The organism is Nocardia sp. BMG51109 (assembly GCF_000526215.1).
In the GTDB taxonomy this organism is placed as follows: domain Bacteria; phylum Actinomycetota; class Actinomycetes; order Mycobacteriales; family Mycobacteriaceae; genus Nocardia.
Genome location: NZ_JAFQ01000004.1, coordinates 151743 through 175491, shown reverse-complemented (window position 1 = coordinate 175491; position 23749 = coordinate 151743). Strand labels below are relative to the sequence as shown.

At 66.1% G+C, this 23749-nt stretch carries 19 protein-coding genes and 1 pseudogene; 11 read left to right on the top strand and 9 right to left on the bottom strand.

The features are described 5' to 3' along the window. Nucleotides 1-7 precede the first annotated feature (7 nt). Nucleotides 8-475 (top strand): nitroreductase/quinone reductase family protein, encoded by a 468-nt coding sequence (locus D892_RS0102195; RefSeq protein ID WP_024799677.1) that lies wholly within the window; start codon nt 8-10, stop codon nt 473-475. Next, a complete protein-coding gene (locus tag D892_RS0102190) occupies nt 361-1440 on the top strand; it encodes an SDR family NAD(P)-dependent oxidoreductase (RefSeq protein WP_084160891.1) in 1080 nt (359 codons plus the stop codon). The genes D892_RS0102195 and D892_RS0102190 overlap by 115 nt, the downstream gene beginning before the upstream one ends. A gap of 1 nt (nt 1441) precedes the next feature. On the opposite strand, the gene D892_RS0102185 is transcribed toward D892_RS0102190, so the two are convergent. The 6 genes from D892_RS0102185 to D892_RS0102165 all read right to left on the bottom strand — a co-directional run bounded on the left by D892_RS0102185 (nt 1442) and on the right by D892_RS0102165 (nt 6621). Next, complete coding sequence (locus D892_RS0102185; protein ID WP_198037211.1) at nt 1442-1867, bottom strand: nuclear transport factor 2 family protein; 426 nt, start codon at nt 1865-1867, stop codon at nt 1442-1444. After that, nucleotides 1762-2415, bottom strand: coding sequence for a universal stress protein (locus tag D892_RS49485; protein ID WP_084160890.1), 654 nt, complete (start codon nt 2413-2415; stop codon nt 1762-1764). Before D892_RS49485 ends, D892_RS0102185 begins: the two co-directional genes overlap by 106 nt. Before the next feature lie 111 nt (nt 2416-2526). After that, nucleotides 2527-3150 (bottom strand): response regulator transcription factor, encoded by a 624-nt coding sequence (locus tag D892_RS0102180; protein WP_024799674.1) that lies wholly within the window; start codon nt 3148-3150, stop codon nt 2527-2529. Then, a complete protein-coding gene (locus tag D892_RS0102175; protein WP_024799673.1) occupies nt 3147-4373 on the bottom strand; it encodes a sensor histidine kinase in 1227 nt (408 codons plus the stop codon). Before D892_RS0102175 ends, D892_RS0102180 begins: the two co-directional genes overlap by 4 nt. 74 nt (nt 4374-4447) lie before the next feature. Further along, on the bottom strand, nt 4448-5077 hold the full coding sequence (locus D892_RS40205; protein ID WP_156959340.1) for a hypothetical protein: 630 nt from the start codon (nt 5075-5077) through the stop codon (nt 4448-4450). Between the two features lie 653 nt (nt 5078-5730). After that, nucleotides 5731-6621, bottom strand: a complete 891-nt coding sequence (locus tag D892_RS0102165; RefSeq protein ID WP_024799672.1) for a diiron oxygenase — start codon at nt 6619-6621, stop codon at nt 5731-5733. A gap of 341 nt (nt 6622-6962) precedes the next feature. Between D892_RS0102165 and D892_RS0102160 the strand changes: the two genes are divergently transcribed. The 4 genes from D892_RS0102160 to D892_RS40195 all read left to right on the top strand — a co-directional run bounded on the left by D892_RS0102160 (nt 6963) and on the right by D892_RS40195 (nt 11615). Beyond that, entirely contained in the window at nt 6963-7676 is a 714-nt protein-coding gene (locus tag D892_RS0102160; RefSeq protein WP_036566639.1) for an ABC transporter ATP-binding protein, read from the top strand. A gap of 5 nt (nt 7677-7681) precedes the next feature. Then, on the top strand, nt 7682-10165 hold the full coding sequence (locus D892_RS0102155; protein WP_051498958.1) for an FtsX-like permease family protein: 2484 nt from the start codon (nt 7682-7684) through the stop codon (nt 10163-10165). Nucleotides 10166-10602: 437 nt separating this feature from the next. Next, complete coding sequence (locus D892_RS40200) at nt 10603-11283, top strand: hypothetical protein (protein WP_051498957.1); 681 nt, start codon at nt 10603-10605, stop codon at nt 11281-11283. After that, a complete protein-coding gene (locus tag D892_RS40195) occupies nt 11268-11615 on the top strand; it encodes a hypothetical protein (RefSeq protein WP_156959339.1) in 348 nt (115 codons plus the stop codon). Before D892_RS40200 ends, D892_RS40195 begins: the two co-directional genes overlap by 16 nt. Here D892_RS40195 and D892_RS0102145 read toward each other — a convergent pair. Both D892_RS0102145 and D892_RS0102140 read right to left on the bottom strand, forming a co-directional pair. Continuing rightward, nucleotides 11612-11911, bottom strand: coding sequence for a hypothetical protein (locus tag D892_RS0102145; protein ID WP_024799669.1), 300 nt, complete (start codon nt 11909-11911; stop codon nt 11612-11614). The two genes, D892_RS40195 and D892_RS0102145, sit on opposite strands and share 4 nt — an antisense overlap. A 240-nt stretch (nt 11912-12151) precedes the next feature. Further along, entirely contained in the window at nt 12152-12832 is a 681-nt protein-coding gene (locus tag D892_RS0102140; RefSeq protein ID WP_024799668.1) for a hypothetical protein, read from the bottom strand. Between the two features lie 520 nt (nt 12833-13352). Here D892_RS0102140 and D892_RS0102135 point away from each other — a divergent pair. The 3 genes from D892_RS0102135 (at nt 13353) to D892_RS0102125 (ending at nt 17993) form a co-directional block, all read left to right on the top strand. After that, nucleotides 13353-14546, top strand: coding sequence for an LLM class flavin-dependent oxidoreductase (locus tag D892_RS0102135; RefSeq protein ID WP_024799667.1), 1194 nt, complete (start codon nt 13353-13355; stop codon nt 14544-14546). A gap of 11 nt (nt 14547-14557) precedes the next feature. Then, nucleotides 14558-15925 carry an NtaA/DmoA family FMN-dependent monooxygenase gene (locus D892_RS0102130; RefSeq protein ID WP_024799666.1) on the top strand — a complete coding sequence of 456 codons (1368 nt, stop codon included), beginning with the start codon at nt 14558-14560 and terminating at the stop codon, nt 15923-15925. 382 nt (nt 15926-16307) lie between these two features. Further along, nucleotides 16308-17993 (top strand): class I SAM-dependent methyltransferase, encoded by a 1686-nt coding sequence (locus D892_RS0102125; protein WP_051498956.1) that lies wholly within the window; start codon nt 16308-16310, stop codon nt 17991-17993. 61 nt (nt 17994-18054) lie between these two features. Here D892_RS0102125 and D892_RS0102120 read toward each other — a convergent pair whose 3' ends face one another. Beyond that, complete coding sequence (locus D892_RS0102120; RefSeq protein WP_024799664.1) at nt 18055-18933, bottom strand: LysR family transcriptional regulator; 879 nt, start codon at nt 18931-18933, stop codon at nt 18055-18057. Between the two features lie 113 nt (nt 18934-19046). Between D892_RS0102120 and D892_RS0102115 the strand changes: the two genes are divergently transcribed. After that, nucleotides 19047-20297 (top strand): MFS transporter, encoded by a 1251-nt coding sequence (locus D892_RS0102115; protein ID WP_024799663.1) that lies wholly within the window; start codon nt 19047-19049, stop codon nt 20295-20297. Nucleotides 20298-20898: 601 nt separating this feature from the next. Further along, a pseudogene (locus D892_RS49110) lies at nt 20899-22476 on the top strand (ArnT family glycosyltransferase); the annotation flags it as partial. Nucleotides 22477-23749: the final 1273 nt, after the last annotated feature.

Genomic DNA, 23749 nt, shown 5'->3' with positions numbered 1-23749 from the left:
GGAGAAGATGCGCGGCCGATTGAACAACGTGATGGTGAAGACAGGACCACTGGCGCGGGCGGCCACCCGTTTCCATGTGTTTCTGCATGCCAGAGGCAGGTCGAGCCTGATCGACCGGTATTTCGGAGCGCCATTGGTCACACTCACCGTGCGCGGACGCCGAACCGGGCGTCCTCGGTCGGTGCTGCTCATCCTCACCAGACGGGGAGACGACATCCTGGTCACGCCTTCCAACGCGGGAAGCGCGACTACGCCGGCCTGGTTCCTGAATCTGATGGAGGCGCGTACGGCGACGGTGGATGTGGCCGGACAGCGCTGGGAGGTGGCTGCTCGTCGAGTCGACGGTGACGAACGGCGGGAGTGCTGGTCGATCCTGGTCGAGGCGTACCCCGATCTCGTGGTGTACCAAAGGCTGACCAACCGCACAATTCCCGTGGTGGTATTGGAAAGGGTTGCAGCACAGTGCGGGTCGTAGTGACCGGAGCAAGTGGATTCGTCGGCGCGCACACGGTGCAGGCGCTGGTCGCCGCCGGCCACGAGGTTGTCGGCTCGGCACGTTCCGCCGAGCGGGTGAAACGCGCGCTGGCGCCGCTCGACTGCGCGCACGTGGATGTTGTCGAAGCCGATATCTCTGATCAGCGTGCCGTCGCCGCCGCCCTGCGCGGCGCGGACGCCGTAGTTCATGCTGCGGCTGTCTATTCGCACGATGTGCGTGAACGGCGGCAGATACTCGCCACCAATCCCCTCGGAACACAGCTGGTGCTCGGCCAGGCGGCCGGCATGGGACTGGATCCCATCGTCCACGTCTCGTCCTACGTCGCCTTGCTTCCCCTGCGCGGCACCATGGTTCCCGATTCACCGATCGGTCTGCCGCGCACACCGTATGCCCTGTCCAAGGCGCGGTCCGAAGTAATCGCCCGCCGTTTGCAACGCGAGGGTGCACCGGTGGCCATCACCTATCCCGGAATGGTGTGGGGGCCGCACGATCCCGCTTTCGGCGAGAGCACCCGACTGGCACAGGCGGTGCTGGCCGGTGAGATCCGCGTCGGAGCACCCGGGGCGGTGCCGCTGGTGGACGTTCGAGATGTCGCGGCACTGCATGCGGCTCTCCTGTGTACCGGCCGCGGGCCTCGTCGCTTCTTGGCCGCGGCAGAGGTAGTGCGAATGAAAGACATTCTGAGCATTGTCGCGACCCTGGCCGACCGGCCTGCCCCGGTCGGAACGGTGCCGGGGCCGATCATGCTCGGCTTGGCGCGTATCACCGATCTGCTCCAGCGATTCGTGCAACACCGGCTCGTCCCCGACTATCAAAGTGTGTGGACTGCACTGAATTGTCCGTCGATCGATACCTCGGCGACAGTGGAGGAACTCGGTATCACGTTCACGGCCGTCGACACGACCATAGCGGATACAATTCGGTGGATGCACGCCACCGACTGATTTACGAGCGCATTGCGCGGCGAATCAGACCGGGGTGGCGACCGAGTTTCGGGCCGATCTTGGCAGCGAATGCCGTGAGTCCGAGCCAAGGGCGGAGGTGATGCGTGATCCGTCGAATCCGTCCGTGCTCGTCGAGTTCCACGAACATTGCATCGTTGACATTCACGCCGCTGACTTTCGCGGTGCACAACGCCACCTGGGCCGAGTCGTTTTCGATGCGCTGATACCAGCGGATTCCGTCGAGGCAGTCGTATGCGGCGGCGAACAGTATTCGCAGGTCATCGTGCCCCCGGATAACCATGCGGCCGGACACCGGAGAAATCAATTCCGCATCGGGAGCGAGCGTGGCGAGCATCGTCTCGACATCCTTTTTCTCTGATGCGGTGCAAAAAATTTCGAGGGCCTTACCGGTCTGCGACATCGCCATATTCCACTCCCCTGTGTGTTGTTCTGCAACAATACTAACAGATCGTCGGCAGGAGTGATCGCATGGACGGCGTGCCCCGTTTTTCGGTGGAGTTCACGGGACAAGGTGCCCAGCCATCGCCCCTTCCTGGTCCCGATATCATGATCGGCGACAACGAAGAGACGAGGTCGGGACTCTGCGGCAACGGTGAGCAACGCAGCGTGCAGTGGCGCTGCGACAGCGATGCGCGTAATCCGACTCACGCCGTAGGCTGTGGCTTTTTCCTGGGCGGAACGCAACAGGTCGTCGGCTGGATTGCTGCCGCGTATCAAATACGCGTCGTCGCCGAGGATGTCGTCGTCCCCGGACGAGAGTTTTCGAACAGCTCGGACGCTGTAGGCGCCGACCAGTATCAACGGTACGTTCGCTGTGTGGGCAATGCGGGCGGCGTACTCGACCGCCAGATCGGAGCGCGTGGTGCTGTCGACGCCGACCACTACGGGGTCATTCGATTCCGAATACGTTTCGCCCGGCTCGGATATGCGGGCGCCGAGTGCATCGGTCGTCATGGAACTATCCTTCGCCGTGTACGGCGTGCGCCGCGACGGCCGGAGGGCTGACAGCGTTGTCCTCCGAGCAGTGGGCAATCACTGTCCACCGAACGGTGGAGGGCGGTGCTTTCAGCGTGGCAGTATGCCCAGGGCCATCGCTTTCGTCACCGCCGCAGTTCGGTCGGACACCTCGAGTTTGGCGAACGCCCTGATCAGGTGCGTCTTCACCGTCGCTTCGGTGATGTGGAGCTCGCGGCCGATGTCGGTATTCGTCATGCCGGTTGCTACGTATGCGAGCACCTGTGTCTCCCGGGCGGACAAGGTGGGCAGTGAGGGGCGCCGCAACCGGTGTGCCAGGCGCTCGACCACGGCCGGGGCCAGCACAGTCTCGCCCCGCGCGGCCGCCCGCACGGCCGCGGTCAGCTCCGTGCTGAGGAAATCCTTCAGGAGATAACCGGTCGCGCCGGCCGCGACAGCGCGCAGGATGTCGGTGTCGGTCTCGAACGTCGTCACGACAACGATTCTGGTGGTCGGGACACACGCGAGGATTTGCTCGATCGCGGTGACCCCATCACCGCCGGGCATCCGCAGGTCCATCAGGATCACGTCGGGCCGCGTTTCCTCTGCCAGCGCGACAGCGGCGGCGCCGGAATCGGCCTCGCCGCAGACGACCAGATCCGGCTCGGCCGTGAGCATTCCGCGCAGACCCTCGCGCACCACCGGGTGATCATCGACGAGCAGAATGCTGGTCATCTCGGGACCTCCACACATACGGTAGTGCCCGTGTCTGGGCGGCTGTTCACGGTCATACTGCCACCGATTTGCTCAGCTCTGTCCCGCATCCCGCGCAAGCCGAACCCGGTGCCGACTTCGTCGATGGAGAATCCGATTCCGTTGTCGGCCACGGACAATCGCACGCGTACGGCGGTAGCGGTCACCTCCACCCGTACCGCCGAAGCGTCGGAATGCTTGCGTACATTGGTGATCGCTTCCTGTGCGGCGCGCAGCAGCACGACCTCGGCTGCGGTGCCGAGGGGCGGCAAATCATCCGACGCACTGAATGTCACCGCAGTTCCCGCTTCCGAGGCGAGCTTGTCCGCAAGCTGTCGAAGCAGGTCGACCAGAGACCCCTCGGCCAGTGCCGGTGGAGTCAACGTGACCACCATGGTACGGGCTTCGGTGAGGTTTTCCCTGGCCGTATCGCCGATGAGTGCGATATGTCGGCGGGCGGCAGCGGCGTCGGTATCGAGTTCGCGCTCCACCGCTTGTGTGAGTGCCACGATACTGGTGAACCCTTGTGCCAAGGTGTCGTGGATATCTCGGGCCAGGCGGGTCCGCTCCGCAGCCTGGCCGGCCTCGTGCGAGAGGCGGGCCATCTCCGCTCTGTTCCTGGTCAACTCGTCGAGCAGCGCGGCCTGCTGTTCACCTCGCTCCACGGCCAGCGTGACGGCGGCGCCGATCACCGGGCTGACGATCACGCCTATCAGCGAAATAACCAGCGCCAGCGGCGCTTCCGAGCCCAGCGTGCCGTCCGATCGCAGTGTGCTGAGGGTGGGGAGGAGGCTGATCGCAGTACCCGTAAGTACGGCTGCCCGCAACGGCAATGCCGTGTAGACCAATACGTAGACGACCGGGAGCGCGGCAATGGCCGGACGCGAGAAGTGCATTGCGATCGTGAACAGAGCTGTCACGCCGGCCAGGAACAGTGCCATCCGACCGCGTGATGCACGCAATCCGTAGAACTCGCCCGGGCCGTCGATGTGCCCCCAGCCGAATGACAGGGTCCACACCGCGATTCCGCCGAGTGCTGTGCAGGAACCTACCGGGTTGCCCGGGAACTGCTGCCGCAGAATCACGACGACCGTGCCGGCGGCGAGACATCCGACAACTACGAAGCCGCCCAGCAAGCGATACCACGTGCTCGAACGCAGGAAGGAGTTCGAACGGGAGAACGAGGTGGTCCCGAGACGGATCATCGGTGTGCCGTCGCTTCGCAGACGACCATGTCGTCAGGAGCCGTACCCGCGTGGGTCCTGCACATTCAGACGCCTCATTCCTCGGAGGAAACACCCCGGAGCATGTTCGTGAGCGTGTGGATCCTCCGTCGAATAGCGGCCGGATTGAGTTGAGCGTACGTGTGGTCGAGGATGGCCTTGTCCTCGACTGTAACGATGGGATGGAGTACGGCGCGGCGATGGGGGGTGGCGGCGCGGTCGTATCTCCTGGTGGCCCTCGCTCCCGACCGTACCTTGGAAATCAGTTGCTGGTGTGGATAGAAGTAGTTGGTCAGGTCCGATTGTAGGATCCAGATCTCGTTGAGCAACTCCAATTCCGAAGGTGTGCCGCAGATTAGCTCCTCGTCGAGGATCGTTCCGGTGGCCAACCCGTAGGGCCGTCCGCCGGCGCGATACGGGCTGGAGTCGGCGGTATCATGAGCGACCCGCCGGTTGACGCACCAGGCTTCGACGGGTTCGTGGATCAGGCTGTCTACCGTCGTTACTCTGAGCACCGGGAACGGCATGACCTTGTGAATTTCGTCGATCGCGGCCGAGACCAGTTCAGATGATCTGCCACCGATCGAACGGTTTTCTGTCCAACCGGTAGCGCCGTCGATCGTTGTAATGGTGTAGATGTCGTTGTTGTGCTGCAGGATGTCGATATCTATGTGCCCGGGTGCCACATCACGATAATGTGCCCCCGAGCCGCCGGGTATCACACGCCTCCGGGGCATCCGCCTCGCTCGCTCGGAGGAGAGCCGACGGTCTATGGTAGCCGCGGATATCGACATCAACAGTTCTGCCGTAGAATCGTCGATCTCGAGTTCATCAAATCTTCGGAGTATTGGGACCAGGTCGGGTAGCATTGGAGCCAGCCGCTTGCCGGTGGGCATGTCGAGTATTTCCCAGCACAGCTTCAAGGCGTCGATGACGGATGGTCCGTATGTTATCGATGGTTCGTGCTGAGGTAGAGAGATTTTCGGTGATATTGCGAGGCGTAGCATTCTCCGCGCGTGATGTCGGCTCCAATGATTTCTTTTACAGATTTCATCCAGAATGCGACCCTTCTCTGATCTGCTGGCACGTTTGTACCGAAACGCCTCGTCTGTGCTTATCGGATTTTTGCGAAGAGTTCTGGATGTTTCTGGCAGGTATTGACTGGACAGGTTTCGTGGAAAATTCGTGCGTGAAATGGTAGTGCCCCCCGGGAAAACTAAAAGGCAAAGATAATGCGAACCCCCCGAGCGTCGCTCGGCCACGTCCCCATGGGCCATCTTGTGGTGCGGCCACTCCGTTCAGCCGCGCCCTCCGGGGGGTGAATTAAGGTTATCTGAGGTCAGATAATATGAGCGAGCCGGAGGAAGATCTTCGACACGCTGCCGATCAGGCCGGCTGAGTGCAGAAATTCCACGGTTCCATGGAATCCGTCTCGGATCTTCTCGTGATACTGTGTATTTTTACGTGCCGTCCGAACTGCTTCCCGAACGTCCAAACCGACTGCGGCGTAAACTTTCCTATTCACCTGACTGGTGACGATAAGATATCCGCCTATCGCCAATAGCAGACGCGTTCCGGCGATCGTGATCCATGATGCGCCGGATATGCGGCGGACAATCTCTTCGCGTGCATAGCGCATATGCCGAGCTTCTTCGACGACGTGAATGCGGCATACTTCGCGGTTCAACGGCTGCACGCGCTCGTCCCGCATTGCTTCACGTTGTACCATGTCCAGGGCTTCTTCCGCGAACAGAGTTCCGCCGTAGGCCAGCGATCCGGTAGCGAACGTCTTGAACATTCGGACCGTCTGATGTCGCCAGCCCTGCGGGCGGTAGCTCGGGACGCCGAATCGTTCTGCTGCGCGAGCGAACATGATCGAATGCCGACACTCGTCAGCTATCTCGGTCAGGGCGAACTGAGCATGCGGCGTCGACGGATCTTGGTCGTACACGTCCCGGAGGATCATTTGCATCAGGCTGTTCTCGAGCCAGATCCCGGTACCGAAGATACTTGCGGCCTCATGAATTGTGAGGGCGACGCGTTGATCCATGGTCATGCAATCCCATAAACGGGTACCATAAAGTGTGCACCATTCTGGCGGCAATCCGTAGCGATTGTCGGGAATCGGTGCTTCCCAGTCGATCTCGGTCATCGGATTGAAAGATGTGCGTGCTGCGGAAGCAAGCAACTGCCTACCGGTCTCCTGTCGGTCCTTGACGCTTCGCTTCATGGGGCCCCCTCCGGCAAATACTTGGTTGCACCACGGTAGCAGCGCAGTCGAACGTGGGTACGGCGCGCCAAGTCGACTCATCAGAACTTGCCCGCGTATGTATCGGCCATAGGCGCTCGGCGGTCGTCCAGCAATCCATCCCGGGCTGTGTATGCCTGCGTAGATTCAGTAGATCATGTTGTGCGCCAACATGTAGCAACATTAATGTATATCACTCTGTGACACAGACACTCTGGACTGCGTTGCGTGTGCTTGTCTGCGTCGGTTGTGCAATACTGCTCGGGCGGTCAGCATATTCGCGGCGGCCGGACAAGATTTCGAGGGGTGAGGGGAAGTCAGTCTTGGGCGATTCGGCAGTTGAGATAGCCGGTCTGGTGCGTGAGTACCGGCTCGGTGCGCAGACGGTGCGTGCACTCGATGGGATTGATCTGACAATCGAAGCGGGACAATTTGTCTCAATTGTCGGACAGTCGGGCGCCGGGAAGAGTACGCTCTTACATATCCTTGGTGCCCTGGATGTGCCCGACGAGGGATCGGTGAGCGTCGATGGAAATGATATCACACGGCTGACCGAGCGTGAACAATCCGAGTTCCGGCTGCACCGCGTGGGATTCATTTTTCAATTCTTCAACCTGCAGCCGACGTTGTCGGCATGGGAGAACGTTGCGGTTCCGAAATTACTCAGCGGTGTCACGACCCGACGAGCCAAGCCGGATGCGATGCGATTGCTGGATTCCGTTGGTTTAGGTCATCGCGCCGACCACCGCCCGTCCGAGTTGTCCGGCGGGCAAATGCAGCGGGTGGCGGTGGCGCGATCTCTGATCATGAAACCTCCGCTGATCCTGGCCGACGAGCCGTCAGGAAATCTCGATTCCAGTACCGGCGCCGAGATCATCGGCCTCCTCACCGACCTTGCTCACGACGCAGCCGACAGGCGAACGGTGGTAATGGTCACCCACAATGCGGACGCCGCTGAATCGACGGATCGGATCATCACGATCCGCGATGGACGTATTGCCGACAACAAATCGTTGACGGGACAGGTGCCGAATTGATCGCAGTGGTGTTGAACCGGTTGCGGCTGTTCGGCGCGCGCGAGTTCGCGGCACACTGGAGAGCTTCCGTCGCATCCGTGGGTGTGGTCGCGGTCTCGTCTGCCTTGCTCTTGGCCGTGGCAGGTGTGTCCGGGTCGATTACCGAATCGGTCGATCGCATGTCGTTGGCGATTGCGGGCAACGTCGAGCTCGAGGTCGCCGGTGTCACAGGCGGTGGATTCGACCAGTCGTTGCTCGGCGAGGTCGCGAAGGTTCCGGGTGTTGCCGAGGCCGTCCCCTTGATGCAGACCCAGCTGCGCGCCGGTGATCGGCGAATGACCGTGATCGGCGTCGACGCGAGTGTCACCGCTCTCGACAGCGATCTGCGTAATGCGATCAGGAACCCGTCCGCCCTCCTCGGCACGCCCAACGGGGTTGTTGCGGGAGCCGGGACCGGACTTTCGCCGGGCCGGTCGCTGGCGATCGGAACCTCGACCGTGACAGTGACAGAGGTGGTCGATGCGGCCGGCGGAAGGCGCATCAACGGCGGCGACTTCGTCGTTGCGCCCTTGGGGCTGGCGCAACGGCTCGCGGACCGGCCGGGCCAGCTCGACACCGTACTTGTCACCGCCGAGCCGGGAACGGACCGCGCCGCACTCCGCGCGGCGGTCGATACGGCCGTCGATGGGCGCGCGATTGTGGCCGACGGAAATTACCGCACGGCTCAGGCGCAGGACGCTGTCGCCATCCTCCGCTATGCGACATTGATCGCCGCTTCGTTGGCGGTCGTAGTGGCCGGCTTCCTCATGTTCAACGCCATGAATATGGCAGTGGTTCGGCGGCGCCCGGCCCTCTCGACTCAGCGTGCTCTGGGCGGTTCGCGATCTGCGATCGTCGGAGACCTGCTCCTCGAAGCAGGAATACTGGGGCTGATCGGTGCCCTGATCGGTATCCCGATTGGAATCGCCATGGGGCGATGGGCCATCGGCCTGTTGCCTGCGCTACTGTTCGACTCCTTCGCCGCCAAGCCCCAGTACTTTTTACCTGGGTACGCGATTCCGGTATCGGTCGTGTGCTGTGTACTGGCGAGCTTGGTGGCATCGGGTGCGGCAGTCCGGCAGGTCTATCGGGTTGCGCCGATCGAGGCGCTACGGCCGGTGGGTACCACGCCGGCGGACACGATCGGCCTGGTATCCCGCTCGATGTTCGGTGCGGTCGGAGTCGCCGCGTTCGTGGGGTCCGTTGTCGTCGCTCTCGAGGTGCCCGGCCAGTTCGCGATGGCCGCGGCGCCGCTGGTCGTGGTCGGAGCCGTAGCGTTGTCATTGGCCTTTGTAGGTCCAATCGCCCGGTCGGTCAGCTGGGTCGCGGGGTTGTTCGGAGCGGCGGGAAGATTGGGCGCCACATCGGTGCAGCGCGCGCCGCGACGTGCGTGGGCGACCGTGATGACCGCGTGCATCGTGGTCGCGATGGTCGTGGCGGTATTCGGCGCGAGTTCGAACCTGGTCGATTCGGCTCGAGCCTCGTTCTCTTCACTCGCAAAGACAGATCTGAACGTATCCACATCGTCACCGAATGTCATTCCGGCCGGACCCGCACTGCCTGCGGATCTGGCGGCAACCTTGTCGAAGGTGCCGGGAGTCGCGAAGATCGTGCCCGCGCAATACAACTATGCGACCGTCGGTGAGCGCCGGATTCTGCTCAGTGGTGTGGCAGAGGGAACCAACGGCATCCTGTTCAGTGCTGCTGAAAGCCGTGTCCGCAGCCAGCTGCTCGCTGGGGAAGGGGTGGTGCTGTCCCGAGACGTCGCGAGCGACCTGGATTTATCTGTCGGAAGCATGTTCGAGATACGGACGCCGCATGGCGTGCAGCGTCTTCCGGTGCTCGAGGTGGTCGACTGGTTCTCGGTTATCAGCGGTGGTGCGGCAATAAGCCTGGCGGCTATGCAGAGCTGGTTCGATCTTCCGCATCCGAACAACCTCGAACTCACGGTTGCGCCGGGCGCGGACGTGGCTGCTGTGGCCGACGCGGTGCGCCGAGTTGCCGGGGACTCCGCTCAGGTATTCACCGGAGACGAGGCGGTCGATGGTCTCAGCGGTGCTGCGCAGCAGGCGACAGTACTGACAGCCGCATTGACCTGCATCGTTGCGCTGGTCGGCGCGATCGCTCTGCTCAACACCTTGATGTTGGCCGTCATCGAGCGGAAGCGCGAATTGGGCTTGTTGCGAGCGATGGGAGCCAGCCGACGATTAACCGCGAAGACCGTGTTGTCCGAGGCAGCGGCGATCGGCATCGTCGGTGGGTTGTCGGGACTGATAGTGGGTGGCTTTGCTCACTATGTGTCGGCCTCGGCGCTGAGTTCGTTCGCTACGATCGATGTGCGATTCGCAGAAAGTCCGTTGGTACTCGTATTCGCTCTGGCAGCGTTGTGCTTGAGCCTCATCGGTGCACTGCCACCGGCATCGAAAGCCGGGCGAACAAATATCATCGAAGCCATTTCCATCGAGTCCTGAGAACATGCCGGGACGGCGGGCCGGAGGATGCGTGGGCGTGCGACGCGCCTACTCCTCTTGTTCGGCGCCGACCACCGGATGAATTTGGCATCACGACAGGACGCCACTCTTCGAGACACGTGGGACGCCGCGGATGCTGCGGGCGACTGGAATCCTGCTGACCTGCCAGACGGGACGCTGTGATACGCGGAGACATGCGTGGTGCCGCACCGCGCTGGCTCATAACCCCAGAGGTCGCAGGTTCAAATCCTGTCCCCGCTACAGGGAGAGAAGGTCCCGGAGCCAGCGGCGTAGGGAGTAGTCGTCGATCCGGGGTCCGGTCCACCAGGGGCCGAGCCGCCGAACCGGAGGGGTCTTTCACGAACGGCGGCACACCGGCGAGGATGTGGTCGTTGTTTCGGATCGGCGGGTGACGGACAGGTGTGAGGTGGGACGGGATGTGGTTGATCGGTGCGGTGCGGCCGCGGTGGCCGCGTCGCCGGTGGGTGCGGGTCGCTGTGGTCGGCGCGGGGCTTGCCGTCCTCGCCGCGGCTGCGATACTGCCCGTCGTGATCTCGTCACCGAGTTCTGCCGAGCAGGACGGTCCGTATCGGATCGGGACGGTGGGTTATCACTGGGTCGATCACGGGCGGCAGGAACTGTTCGACGCCGATCCAGCGGCGCGGCGTGAGTTGATGGCGCAGGTCTGGTATCCCGCCGAGGCGGGGACCACCGGGCCCGCCGCACCGTACCTGTCCGATGCCGATGCGGTGGCTCCCGTGCTGGCGGAGAAGTTCCGGCTGCCGCAGTCGGTGCTGGACCACTGGAAGCGGGTGCCGACGCGGGCGGTCGAGGGGGCGCGGGTCGCCCGTGACCGGCCGCGGTTTCCGGTACTGGTCTTCGTGTCGGGGCTCAACGGATTCCGGCAGTCCAATATGTTCCAGGTCGAGGATCTGGTGTCGCGCGGCTTCGTCGTGGTTGGTCTGGACCAGCCCTATGCGTCGGCGGCCGTGAGGTTTCCGGACGGCCGGGTGGTCCGGGGGCTGACCAAGGACGAATTGCAACCGTTCATCGAGCAGAGCATCAACCCTGTGTCCCAACCGCCGGTGCTGCGGGGAAACCCTTGCCGGACGGGATAATTCCCTACTTCGCCCGTGATATCGGGTTTGCCCTCGATCAACAGGACACGCTCAGCACGCAGCATGCGGTGTTCTCGAAAAGCCCGCCGAGGCAAGGCTATTACGTGGAGATACCCGGCATGTTCCACATCAACTTCACCGACGCGCCCGCCTGGACGCCGCTCGCACAGTCGCTGGGACTGTCCGGCCCCCTCGATGGTCGCCGCGGGCACGACATCGTCCGCGCCTACACGACGGCCTTCTTCACGGGACATCTCACCGACGGCCCGGCGGGGCTGCTGCGGCAGCCACCGCCCTGGCCCGAGGCGCGCGTCGAGACCCGGCCGAGCTAGCTGCCCGGCCTCCGTTGTCGCGGTGTCGCCCGGGTCCGCCGCCGTCTGAGTGAGATCGCGAACAGGCCGGTGATCGCGCAGACCGCGCAGATCCCGCCGACCACCATCGCCCAGGTGGTGCCGGTCAGTATCGCGGCGAGCCCGAATACGCCGAGCACGCACAACACGGCGCGGGGCACGTTGTACCCGTAATCGAAACCCTCGCCCAGATAGGTCCGTGACCTGCGGTGATACCACCGGTGGCCCGTCGTTTGCCGCTGGGTCGAGGGGGCGTCGCGGGTGCCGGATTCGGTCATGGTGCACCTCCCGTCGGCTACGTGCACGTCTTTCGGTCATCGGTACTACCCGCTGCGATGTCGCTCAACCGGCCGGTGTCGCTCAACCGGCCCCATTGGGCCGATCGAGCCGGGGTTGCGCGCCTGCGGGGAGGCCGCGGGCCGGACTCCTCCGGCACGATCGCGGGACCCGTCGGAGTGACGGTGAATGCGCCGAGGCGGGTGACCGTGGCCACCCGCCTCGGCGGTCGTTGCGATCGGTCAGTTCTCCGGGGCGGGAGGTGTGTTGACCCGCTGGAAGAACTGGACGGCGCTCGCGATGCCCACCGGTATGCCCAGCAGGAGTACGCCTGCGGCGGCACCGAGCGCGACACCGGCGGCGGCGCCGGCGATGCAGCCGCCCGGGGCGCCCAGGAAGAAGATCGGTGCGGTTGCCGCGCCGACGGTGATCGCGCCCAGTACGCAACCGCCGACCAGACCGATGACGCTGCCGACCAGGGTGCCGATGCCCGTCGCCAGGCCGAACTGGGTACCGGCCGCGGCCAGGGCCGAGTCGAAGTCGGCTTGAGCGTCGATCGGCTGTAGCGGCATGTCCACCGGATGCGCCTCGGCCGCATCGGTGCTCGGCGTCAGGATCGCCGTGGTGCCGTCGATCGTCGCCGCGATCGGATACTCGAGCCCGTCGAGCTGGTAGGCCAGCGGTAGGCCGGCCAGAACGTTGCCCGCGGCGTCGGAGACGAGGAACTGGTTGCCCCGAGCCGTGAGTGTGCCCCCGTCGGTCTCGACAATGATCGATCGTCCTGAGATATCGGCGTCCCAATGGATGCCGGGAGCCTGGCCGGTCCGGACGTCGGTGACCGGCGTGGCGGCCACCGTCCCGGCGGCGGCGGTGAGCGCCGCGACGGCCAGCGCGAACGATGTAGCGAATTTCCTGAAATTCATGAACTCGGTACTTTCTCCCGAATCTGCGTCACCGATCACCGGTGCGCAAGGCCCGAAGTGGGCCTTCTGGGAGAGTCTTGCGGTGTTGTTACCCGGGAAAGTCATCCCTGTGAACAGGCGGAAAACGCGAAGGTTGTCGGCGTGTCTTCCCGGTGTGGCGGGTCAATACAATACCAGGCGCCCATTTTCGTTGGGGGCCAAGCGAAATCGATAATAGTGTATTCCGGGATTCAACCGGTCTTGACAGCGGCTCATATTTCACCGGCGTCGGCGCCGTTTGCCGGGGCACCGGTGTGGGCGACGTCCCGAGTCGGCCCGCGCGCTGCGGCCTATTTCTCATCACTCCACCTGATCCCAATCGTTGACACCTCCGGCCGGTGTCGTCCGGCGGCGGCCGTGCGGCCCGTGGCCACGCGGAATCGTTGCGCCGGGCGGGTGGTGCCGGTAGCTGCCCGCGAGCGGTCGGTGGTCCCGGGAGATCGAGAAGCGGATCATCGAACCACTGTGCGTTGCAGGATGAATGACATCTACTCCACTGCATCTCGGCATCGCGCTGGACGGGGCGGGATGGCATCCGGCCGCGTGGCGTGAGCCGAATTCGCGGCCCGCCGACCTGTTCGCACCCGGATACTGGACCGATCTGGTCGCCGACGCACAGCGCGGGCTGCTCGATTACGTCAGCATCGATGACAGCCTGGCCGTTCCGGGCGTGCGATCCGATCCGCCCGGCGCCGTCGACCGGGTGCGGGCCCGGCTCGACGCCCACCTGATCGCCGCGCGGGTCGCGCCGGTCACCCGGCACATCGGGCTGATACCGACGGTGACCACCACCCATACCGAACCGTTCCACGTCTCCAAGTCGATCGCGACGCTCGACTACACCTCGCGCGGCCGGGCGGGCTGGCAGGTGCGGATATCCGGAACGGCCGCGGAGGCAGGGCATTTCGGCCGCCGGGAGATCCGCGAGGCCACGGCCGCACAGGTCGCGTCGCGCGAATTCCCCGAGCAGGTGTACGAGCTGTTCGAGGAGGCCGCCGACGCCGTCGAGGTGGCGCGGCGGCTGTGGGACAGCTGGGAGGACGACGCCGAGATCCGCGACGTCGCCACCCGCCGCTTCATCGACCGGAACAAGCTGCACTACATCGACTTCCAGGGCCGTTTCTTCAGCGTCCGCGGCCCGTCCATCACGCCGCGCCCGCCGCAGGGACAGCCGGTGGTGACCGCGCTGGCGCACGCCCCGCTGGTCTACGAGTTCGCGGCCCGCGCAGCGGATCTGGTCTTCGTCACACCGGGCCGTGCGGCCGGGCCGGAGCCGATCCTGGAGCAGGTCGCGTCCGCGGCGGCACGGGTGGGGCGCGCCGGGGAGCCGTTGCGGGTGCACGCCGACCTCGTCGTGTTCCTCGATACCGATCGGGAGACCGCGTCGCAGCGCCTGGCCAGACTGAACGAGAGTGCCGAATTCCTCTCCGACGCGGCGATTTTCGCCGGAAGCGCCGCCGACTTAGCCGACCTGCTCATCGATTGGAGCGACCGGGGCATCGACGGATTCCGGTTGCGGCCCGGCGTCGCGGTCGACGATCTCGCCGCGATCGTCGATCGTCTGGTGCCTGCCCTGCAACGCCGCGGCGTGTTCCGCACCGCCTACCCCGATACATCGCTGCGCGGGCTGCTCGGCCTGCCCACCACCGTCCCCAACCGCTACGCGACCGTCTGAGCGAGGCCACCATGAGCACTCCCCGTAAACAGGTCATCCTCGGCGCCTACCTCGGTGGCGTCAACCATCACACCGCCTGGTGGCACCCGGACGCGGGCAGCCAGATCGATTTCGGCGCTTTCGAACACACCGCGCGCACCGCCGAACGCGGCAAGTTCGATTTCTTCTTCCTCGCCGAGGGCCTGATCCTGCGCGAGCGCGCCGGCAAGATCTTCGACCAGGACATCATCGGCAGGCCCGACACCTTCACCGTGCTGGCCTCGCTGGCCGCGGTCACCGAGCATCTGGGGCTGGCGGGCACGATCAACACCACCTTCAACGAGCCTTATGAACTGGCCCGGCAATTCGCGAGCCTGGACCACCTGTCCGGCGGCCGCGCGGCCTGGAACGTGGTCACCTCCTTCGACGCCTTCACCGGCCAGAACTTCCGGCGCGGTGGCTATCTCGATCCGGCCGACCGCTACGAGCGGGCCGAGGAGACGCTGAATGCCGTTCGCGCGCTGTGGGATTCGTGGCACGCCGAGGACCTCGCGGCCGATAAGGCGTCCGGGCAGTTCCTGGCCCGTCCGGATGCCGGGGAATTCTCCTTCCGCGGTAGTCAATTCGACATCGCGGGCCGCTTCACCGTGCCGCGCAGCCCGCAGGGCCGGCCGGTGGTCCTGCAGGCCGGTGTCTCCCCGCGGGGACGCGCCTTCGCCGCCGCCAACGCCGATGCCATCTTCTCGCCGTACGGTTCGCTGCCGGAGGCCGCGAACTTCTACCGCGACATCAAGTCTCGGGCGGTCGAGGCGGGCCGCGGTGCCGACGACATCAAGATCCTGCCGTCGGCCAGTTTCGTGCTCGGCGACACCGAGGCCGAGGCGATCGAGAAGTATCACGTCCTGCGCGACGAACAGGTCACCGGACAGACCGCGCTGATCCTGCTGGAGCAGATCTGGAACCGCGACCTGTCCGGCTACGACCCGGAAGGGCCGGTGCCGGCGATCGACCCCGATCCCGACGGCCCGCCGATCATCCAGGGCCGCGCCTTCGTGCATCAGGACCGCTTCGCGACCGCGGAGCGGCTGCGCCAGGTCGCCGAGGCGAAGAAACTCACCCTGCGCGAGGTCGTGGCGGATCAGTTCGAACGCGGCCCGCTGGTCGGCACACCCGCTCAGGTCGCCGAGCAGATCGACACCTTCGTGCAGAGCGACGGCTCCGACGGCTTCATCCTCGGATCGCACCTGGTGCCCTGGGGGCTGGACGAATTCGTCGACCGCGTCGTCCCGCTGTTGCAGGACCGCGGTGCGCTGCGAACGCATTACACCGGAACGACCCTGCGCGACAACCTGGGCCTGCCGAATGTGCGGTTCGACACAAAATTCTCGGCCGACGTATGACCCTAGGGGAGCCGCCGTGAGCTGCGATTTCGAGCCTACCGAGCGGTCGGGTAAGTCCGGTGTCGTGTCATCTTCGAGTTGCCCTCTTCGGTTTCCCTTCCTACGTTTGATGCGGGCGGTGTTGTGGTCGGTCAAGGGTGATCTGCCGCGAGAGTGACTCTGGTCGGGGGCGCAGAGACCGAGTCCGGCGACTCGACGATTGAGCGAGGTGCCGGGCACGGCCGTGCTGCGCACACCCGATGTCGAGTCACGCGGCTGGACGTATTGCGGCAGATCACGGCGTCCCGGGTTCGGCTCGAGGCGCCGCATCTTTGTGTACCCGGCCTGCGTCCGGAGAGATAACGCAATGAACGAAACGACGTCCAGCGGAACGGATGTGGGTATGACCGAGAAACCCGGTAACGGCGGCTCCGGCCCCGAGGGAGATGTCCGAGCTCATCCGGAACAGGCGTTCGGAGAAGACCCGTTGCTCGTCCGAGACACGGATCATTACACGGACGAGTACGTCAAAGGGTTCGTTGAGAAGTGGGACGACCTGATCGACTGGAAGAAGCGGTACGAGAGCGAAGGCCGGTTCTTCATCGATCTGCTCAAATCCCGTGGTGTGAAGTCCGTTCTGGACGTCGCGACGGGTACGGGGTTCCACTCGGTGCGGTTGATCGAGGAGGGCTTCGACACGGTCAGCGCGGACGGCAGTCCGGAGATGCTGGTCAAGGCCTTCGAGAACGGGCAGACCTACGGTGGTCACGTCCTGCGGGTCGTGCACGCCGACTGGCGCTGGCTCAACCGCGACGTGCACGGTGAGTTCGATGCGGTGATCTGCCTCGGCAACTCGTTCACCCACCTGTTCTCCGAGCGGGACCGCCGCAAGGCCCTCGCGGAGTTCTACGCGGTGCTGAAGCACGACGGCATCCTGATCCTGGATCAGCGCAACTACGACTCGATCCTGGACAACGGGTTCTCCAGTAAGCACACCTACTACTACTGCGGTGAGGAGGTCAGCGCCGAGCCGGAGTACGTGGACGAGGGGTTGGCGCGGTTCCGGTACAGCTTCCCGGACAAGTCGGAATACCACCTGAACATGTATCCGTTGCGCAAGGACTACACCCGCAGGCTGCTGCGGGAGGTAGGTTTCCAGCGTGTCGAGACATACGGTGACTTCCAGGACACCTTCTCCGCGGACGAGCCGGACTTCCTGATCCACGTGGCGGAGAAGAACTACTCGCCGAGCATCGATCCGGCTTCGGGCTACTCCACCGCCGTGAACGTCGCGCGGGATTACTACAACTCGCAGGACGCGGACAACTTCTACTTCAACATCTGGGGTGGCGAGGACATCCACGTCGGCCTGTACGACACGCCCGACGAGGCGATCGCGCCGGCGAGCCACCGCACCGTGGAGCGGATGGCGAGCAAGGTGCAACTGTCCAAGGACAGCACCGTGCTCGACGTCGGGTCCGGTTACGGCGGCGCGGCGCGGCATCTCGCCCGGACCTACGGCTGCAAGGTGACCTGTCTCAACCTCAGCGAGGTGGAGAACAACCGCAACCGGGAGATGAACGAGCAGCAGGGCCTCGCCGACCTGATCGAGGTGGTGGACGGTTCGTTCGAGGATCTGCCGTTCGAGGACAAGCAGTTCACGGTCGTCTGGTCGCAGGACGCGTTCCTGCACAGCGGCGACCGGGTGCGGGTGCTGCAGGAGATCGTCCGGGTGCTCAAGCCGCGCGGTGAGATCGTCTTCACCGACCCGATGGCGGCGGACACGGCCGAGAAGGCGTCGCTCAAGCCGATCCTCGACCGGCTGCACCTGGATTCGATGGCCTCGCCGGCGTACTACCGGCGCGAGCTGAACCGGCTGGGTGTCTCCTCGATCGACTTCGAGGACCACACCCCGCAGCTGCCGACCCATTACGGCCGGGTGCTCGAGGAGACGGAGCGGCGGACGGCGGAGATCGCCGGCGCCGTCAGCGACGAGTACCTCGGCCGCATGAAGGTGGGCCTGCAGCACTGGGTGGACGGTGGCAACACCGGCAGCCTCGCGTGGGGCATCTTCCACGTGCGCGCCTAGTTGTTCCGCACGAGACGAGGGGCCACGCCGTTCTCGGCGTGGCCCCTCGCTTGTCGGGTGCTCATCGGCTCCAGGTGCGCCGGAGTTCGGCGAGCACGACCTCGAGTGCCGGGCTGTGGTGGCGGCGCGGATGCGTGGCCACCCGGATCTCGCAGTCCGGGAGGGCCGGACCGTCGACGACGCTCAACGTGCCGGAGCCGATCTCGGATTCGGCGCTGACGGCCGGGAGCACCGTCCAGCCCAGCCCCACGGCGACGCAGCGCTTGATGGCCTCGATGGTCCCGAACCGGGATCGGCGCCCGGTGGCCGTGCCCGTCGCCGCGAGGTGGTCGGCGACGTCGTCGCTGTAGCCGCAGCCCTCCTCGATCAGCAGGGCGTCGCGCTCGGCCAGATCGGCCCAGGTCATGGGGATTCCGGTCGGTGCGCCGCGGTCGAGGATGAGCAGCGGTTCGGTGCCGAGCCGCTCCAGGGTGAGATCGGTGGCCGGGGTCCGGGGTTCCATGGTGAGCGCCAGATCGGCCGTGCCGCGGCGTACCGCGTCCAGGGCGTCGCCGAGACCGCCCGGGCCGAGCCGGACCTGCACATCGGGTTCCGCGGCGCGCACGGCGCCGATGACGGCCGGTAAACGGTATGTGCACAGCGACTCCGGAGCGATCAGCCGCACCGTGCCGGCGGGCCGGTCGGTCCGTTCGCGCGAGAGCGACCGGAGGCGGTCCTCGGCGGCGAGTACGGCCTCCGCGTGTTCGATGAGACGTGCGCCGAGTTCGGTGACCAGGACGCCGGAGGGGAGCCGGTCCAGCAGCCGGCCGCCGAGTTCTCGTTCGAGCTTCTGCATGTGGCCGGTCACCGTCGATTGGGTGTAGCCGAGTTCGGCGGCCGCCTCGGTGAAGCTGCCGCGCTGGGCGACCGTGAGAAAGCTGCGCAGGAATCTGGTGTCCACCCGACGCCCTATCGTGATTCGTGATGGCCTGTATCGGAACTCATCGTTGGACAGAATACCTTGCGGGGCCCGACGGTGGAGTCGTGACCGGCGACAGGGAGCGAGGTGGACCGATGGCGGCGAGGATCGACTCGACCGGTGGTGTGAAGGAAGGGCGGCCAGGTCCGGCCGCCTCCGGCGGGTTGTTGTCGGGTGGTCTTCCGGTGCTGCTGGTGGTGACGTTTCTCGCGTTCGTCGACTACGCCGCGCTGCTGTCGGTCGTTCCGCTGTGGGCGGCCGAGGGTGGCGCCGCCGGCGCCGGCGTGGGGGCGACGACGGGCGTCATGATGGCGGCCACCGTGGCCACCCAGCTGGCCGCGCCCTGGTTGTTCCGGATCTTCCCGCTGCGGACGATGCTGGTGGTCGGCGCGGTGCTGCTCGGGGGACCGACGCCGCTGTACGTGCTGTCCGCGGACATCGCACCGATCATGGCGATCACGGTGGTGCGCGGCGTCGGGTTCGCGTGTGTGGTCATGGCCGGGGCGACGTTCGTCGCCGACCTGGCCGCCGACGGGAGGCTGGCCTCGTCGGCGTCGCTGTACGGCGTGGCCGCCGCCCTGCCGAATCTCGGTGCACTCGCCGGCGGCGTATGGGCCGCGCGGACTTGGGGTTTCGCGCCGGTGTTCTGGGGTTCGGCGGCGGCGTGCCTGGCCGGTGCGCTCCTGGCGCTGCTGCTGCCGGAGGCGAATCGGGGGACGTTCCGTCTCGCGTCGACGGCCGACGTGCGCTCCATCGCGGTGCCGATCGTGCTGTTCGTGCTGACGGCCGGGTCGTTCGGTGCGGCGACCACGTTTCTGCCGGTGGCGCTGCCGGACGCCGGGACGGCGTCGTGGGCGCTGCTCGCGGCATCGGTCGCGCTGGTCGCGGCGCGGCTCGGCGCCGGAGCGGTGGGTGATCGTCGCGGCGCGGGCAGGCTGTTGCCCGCCGCCATGCTGTGCTGTGCGGCCGGTCTGGTGCTGACCGCGGTCTCGCTGACCGGGATCCCGTATCTCGTGGTCGTCGGGGCCGCGCTGCTGGGCGCGGGTTTCGGTGCGTGCCAGAACGATTCGTTCGTGCTGACCATCCAGCGCCTCGGCGCGGGGCGGAGCGGCACGGCGAGCACGATCTGGAACATCGCCTACGACGGCGGTCTGGGACTCGGGGCCGTCGTGGTCGGGTGGTTCGTCGGCAGCGCCGGCTATGCCGGGGCGTTCCTCGGCGCGGGTATCGGCGTGGCCGTCGTCTCGCTACTGCTGTTCCGGCACTGGGGATCTCGGCCGGAAGCGCGCCGGAACGGCGGGCCGCAGTCCGAAATGTCGACGGAACGTCTCCGCGGTCCGGAATAGCGGAGGTACCGGTGCGCTGTACTACCCCGTGGCGGCCTCGAGCCAGCTGCCCACGACGGGGTCCGAGGCCGAGGTGGCGAAATCCACGTGGTCCGGTCCGGCGGAGCGCCACCGCTCCACCAGCGCCATCATCCGGATGGAATCCAGTCTCGATGGTGGTGGCGGGATCGCCGATTTCAGCCACGATGAGCACCCGGGGCGCGGTGAATTACGTTGCACGCCGGTGTGGTTCGGTCAGCGGCGCGGATACGGTGTTGCATCGGCTCGGGCTTACGCCGCGGTGGTCCGTTGTGCTGAGCGGGGGAGTAGTCCCGCACCGATCTCACAGCCGATCCCCAGGATTGTCCTCACGATAGTGGAGCGACCGTCGATTTCAGCTGCGACGAGTACCTGGGCGCGGTGAATTATGTTGCTCGCCGGTGTGGTTCGGTCGTTGGTGCGGATGCGGTGCTGTACCGGCTTCCGCCGCGGTGGGCGAGCGGTCCGTCGCGCTGAGTCGGGAGTAGCGCCGCGCCGGTCTCACAGCTAATCCCCAGGGAGTGCCGACCTGGCCCCCAGCCGATTGCCGGACGATGGGTGCGACCGACCCGAGAGGATTGCTATGACGACGACCGAGGCGCCCGCGCGGGACGAGGGTGCCGCATCGCCGGAGCCTGCGCGGCGCTCACGGGCCGAACGCCTGGTGTTCGGGCCGGCCGAGCAGCCGCTGTGGGCGCGGCCGGCGCTGTGGGCGCTGCTGGTGGCGACCGCCGTGTTCTACCTGTGGGGTCTGAGCGCGCTCGGCTGGGCCAACGAGTTCTACGCGGCGGCGGTCCAGGCGGGCACGCAGAACTGGACGGCGTGGCTGTTCGGATCGCTCGACGCCGGCAACGCGATCACCGTCGACAAACCGCCCGCGGCCATGTGGTTGATGGGCCTGTCGGGGCGGCTGCTGGGATTCGGCACGTTCTCGATGCTGCTGCCGCAGGCACTGATGGCGGTGGCCTCGGTCGGCCTGCTGCACGCGGCCGTGAAGCGGTGGGTCGGACCCGCGGCCGGGCTGCTCGCCGGCGTCGTGCTGGCGCTCACGCCGGTGGCGGTGACCATGTTCCGGGACAACAATCCCGATGCGCTGCTGGTGTTCCTGATGGTCGTCGCGGCGTACTGCGTGGTGCGCGCGACCGAGCGGGGCAGCGGGCGCTGGCTGGCGCTGGCCGGGGTGGCGATCGGATTCGCCTTCCTCACCAAGCTGTTGCAGGCGTTCCTGGTGCTGCCGGCGTTCGGGCTGGTCTTCCTGATCGCCGCGCCGATCGGGCTGTGGCAGCGGATCTGGAAGCTGCTCGGCGCGTGCTCGGCGGTGGTCGTCTCGAGTGGCTGGTTCCTGGTACTCGGAACGTTGTGGCCGGCGGATTCGCGGCCTTATATCGGCGGCTCCACCGACAACAGCCTGTTGCAGCTGGCGCTCGGATACAACGGGCTCGGCCGGGTGTTCGGCGGCGACGGCAACCACGGTCCGGGCGGACACGGTTCCGGCGGCGGTGGCGGGCCCGGCGGTGCCATGTTCGGTGGCGAGACCGGATTCGGCCGATTGTTCCGCGACACGATCGGTACCGAGATCTCCTGGTTGCTCCCGGCGGCGCTGATCGGTCTCGTGGCGGTGCTGTGGTTCACCCGGTCCACGCCGCGCACCGGCCGCACTCGCGCGGCGCTGATCCTGTGGGGCGGATGGTTGCTCGTGACCGGGCTCGTCTTCAGCTTCATGCAGGGCATCTTCCATCCCTATTACACGGTGGCGCTGGTGCCGGCCGTCGCCGCGCTCATCGGCATCTCGGTCGTCGAATTGTGGCGTGCGAGAGAAGGTTTCGCGGCTCGTGCCGTTCTCGCCGGGATGTCGGCGGTGACCGGGATCTGGGGCTTCGTCCTCCTCGACCGGACCCCCGGCTGGTTCCCCTGGCTGCGCTGGGTCGTGCTGGTCGGCTGCCTGGTGGCCGCACTGATCGTCGCTGTCGGCGCGCACCGGCCGGGACGCCGGACCGCGATCGTGGCGGCGGTGGGCCTGCTGTGCGGCATCGCGGGTCCCGCCTCCTTCGCGATCAACAATGTGGCCGTGGCGGATTCGCACACCGGCGGCATGCCCACCTCCGGGCCGAAGACCGATCGCGGTGGGTGGGGTGGCGCCGCTCCGTGCGACGCGAACGGGTCCGGTGGTAGTGCGCCCGGCAGTTCTACGGGATCCGGTGCGCCGGGGGTTTCGCCCGACGCGGATGCGCCCGGTACCCCTGGTAGTGGTGGTGTTCCCGGCGGCGGCACGCCGGGTGGAGTTGTGCCGAATGGCAGTGTGCCGGGCGGTGGTACGTCGGATGGCGGTGTGCCGGACGGCGGGCTGCCGGGGGGAGGAACACTGAGTGACGGTGGTCCTCCCGGTTCGGGTGTTCCCGGCGGCAGTGCAACTGCCGGTCCCGGCACGCCGGATGGTTCGGCTGGTCCCGGGGCACCGGATAACGACGGAGCCGGATGTGGCGCCGGCGCGCCGGGCGACGGTGGCGCACCTGGTACGGGCGTGCCCGGTTCCGGCGATGCGGGTGTTCCCGGCGCAGCTCCCGGAACCGGCGGCGCGCCCGCCACACCGGATGCCGGTGGCGACGCCCAGCGCCGCACAGGCCCGCGCAGCTCCGCCGACAACACGGCCCTGCGTCAACTCCTGGAGCAGACCGACAACCGTTGGGCCGCAGCGTCTGTGGGCTCGATGCAGGTGAGCGGCCTCGAGCTGGCCACCGGCAAGTCCCTGATGGCGATCGGCGGCTTCACCGGCAGCGACCCGTCACCAACGCTGACCGAGTTCCAGAAGTACGTCGCCGACGGCGACATCCACTACTTCCTGGGCGGCGACGACCGCGGCGGCCCGGGCGGCAGATCCGGCGTCGGCGCCGACATCACGGCATGGGTGAAGGCCCACTACACCGCCACCGACATCGGCGGCACCACGGTCTACGACCTGACCGCCCCGATCGCATAACCACTGGTGCGACGAGCCCTCCGAGAACGGATGGTCGTGCGGTCACGACCGCCCGGTGGGACGCGATCTCGGAGAACGGTTGGAGCGGCTCGCGGGCTCGAGCCCGCGAGCCGCGACCCCGTACAATCGTGCAGCCGAGATCCGTTCCGCCGGAAGGCTTCTCGAGCGTGCAGTGACGGTGCGATACGCCCCCGAAACAATCCGCATTGCATGCACGCTCGACGTGGTTCACCGCAGGGGGAATTGATTTGTCAGTTGATCTTCGGATCGGCCCGAGCAGCCGGTTGTCACGCTCGCTCAGCGGCTACTTAGATTGACCCCAGGGCCAGTTCCCGGCCAGGATCTGGTCCAGGTGCCCGGTGGGCCGCTCTCTAATCGGCTGCCCGCCGCGGTCTGGTGTGGCTCTCTAATGGCTTGCAGCCCACCGGGTGCCGTGCGGGGGTGGCTGGAAAGGGGT